At 34.9% G+C, this 2,290-nt stretch carries 1 protein-coding gene; it reads right to left on the reverse strand.

What is annotated here, in order from left to right:
- The coding region (locus J7604_RS26170) for an SNF2-related protein (RefSeq protein WP_293903322.1) at nt 1–2,222 on the reverse strand (2,222 nt) is incomplete at its 3' end.
- Nucleotides 2,223–2,290: the final 68 nt, after the last annotated feature.

A 2,290-nucleotide genomic window follows, 5' to 3' on the forward strand; every position in this document is an offset into this window, starting at 1 on the left:
ATATTTATTTTCGAATAAGTGGATGTACTGAATAAGGATCTATTTTCCTTTTCTCTTTCTTTTATATGGTCTCTGGCTTCATTGGCTTTGAGTTTTTCCTGTTTTTCTCGATGATACTGAGAAACCATCTTTTCCCTAATTGAAGGAAGATCTTCCAACATTTTATCAAGCTTCGCAATTTTTGTCTCTGAGAAAGCTGTTTGATTCTCAATCTCAGTAACATTTACTCCCTTTTGTTCTAGATTTTGTATTGCCTTAGATACTTCAGCTTTAGCCTCCTCAATATTTTGTAATCTGTAAGGTAAGAGACTATTCCAGTAATCAGTGTTTGGACCATCTTCTCCAGCTAATTGTTTAGCTGTGTTGTATGCTTCCTGGGCTCTGCTTACTTTTTCTTTTATTTTTAGGAAATCCTCATATTTTCTAAAAACGAATGCACTGTCTGCATTAAGTCTATTTTTATCACTTTCAATTCTCTTTTTCATGAGTTCTATTTCAATATCAGCTCTGGTTTCAGGATTAGTGATGATTGACGTTTTAAGCTCCTGAGTATTGATATCAGAAATATCCACAACATTAGCACCTTTTTTCATGGCTTCCAAATACCGGGATTGTTTAGCCTGGAGTTTTTGTAACATGAAAACATCAATACTGTCATTTGTTAACATGAAATTGATCCGGACATTCTCCCATTTATTACCCTGCCTCCATGCTCTGCCTTCTGTCTGACGAAGAGACGTGAAATTATAGGGTAGGGAAAGAAGATATAGATCTGAAGTGTTTTCCTGTAAATTCATTCCTTCCTGAATAGCTTCACTACCAATAATAACTTTGATTTTTCCGGTATTAAAATCGTTTTGGATGTTAATTCTCTGATTTTTACTTGTAGCCCCCGTTATGATCCCGATTTCATCTTTATGGTATCCAACTTCAGAAATAAGATAATCTTTCAATTTTGGGAACTCAGCGACCGCTAACTCGGAATATATAATCTGTCCAGTCTCAGGCAGATCCATTTTATTCTGCCGGATCAGATCCATTGTAAGTTTTAATTTTGGTGAATTCTCTATAAAATCTTTTAAGGTGGGCTGCTCTTCATCATAATAGGGAGAAAGATAGGGTGAAATAGCAATTAGTCGGGCATTTAAAATATGTGTCAAAATTGCTCCTTTTTCCTTTTCGGAAAAACTGTCGTTCAAAAGCTGATATTGCTCAAAAGTAAGATCATTTTGTTCTATTTTATATTCTTTATTTATTCTATTAGGACGTTTGAGCTGAGGATTATCCTCTTCACCTTTCATGTCAATGAATTCCGATAATAACTGTTGAAATAATGCATTGTTTTTAAAACGTCTGACATTGGCCTTGAACTTAACATCTCCTTTCGCATCCATTTCCATATCATTGTCAGCTTCCATAAAGGTTTCAAAGAAATTATTAACATTGAAGTATCCTGATTCTTCCAGTCTTTTATTGGCAATTAATGATAGAATAGAGTAGTATTCTAGTGGTTTATTGGTAAATGGTGTTGCAGAAAGTAAAGAAACGTTTCTACCGTTATTTTTATCTTGAATATATTGTGCTGCCATCCAGGTATTAATTCCAAGCTTAGAAGTTTGTTGATTTTGGCTTCTGAAGTCTGAGGCAAATCTTCTGTCTTCTATTTTTACTTTCCCCACAATATGATTAGCATTATGTACTTCATCATAAGTTAAATGATCAAAACCGAAATCTTCCCAATCATATATTTTTCCACGTTTCATTTTGCCTTCAATCTCTTTTTCTTTCTGCATTTCTATTTGCATATCCCGCTCACTAATGGAGTTAACGCTCTTTAATTCACTTTCGGAGATATAGGAAAATTTTGAAGCCAAGCTCTGGGTAATTTCCTCGGAGAAACCTATATTATTAAATCCTTCATAGGTAACTATAGAAATCTCACGATCATGGTTGTCAAACTTTGAAAGATCATACTCTTTCCCTAAGTTTCCAAGGATATTAACTTTCGCACCGGGAATAGTTTCAAAGATCGTTTCTACCCATTGTTTTAGAATACTATCGTTAGGAACTACAATAAGTGGTCTTTTGGCATTCCCTCTCTCCATTGCTTCATGCATGGACAAAATTCCGGAAAGTGTTTTTCCAAATCCTACTTCATGTGCGAGAAGGCCCACACCCTTTGTCGTCAACCTTCCGATACCGGCTTTTTGAACCTCAGTCAAATTTAGATCTTCTCCTTTGAAGTTCTTGTGGATCTTAGAGAATAAAGGAAATTTAGAATAGTTAGGGA

It is taken from the genome of Sporocytophaga sp., assembly GCF_017745095.1.
GTDB lineage: Bacteria > Bacteroidota > Bacteroidia > Cytophagales > Cytophagaceae > Sporocytophaga.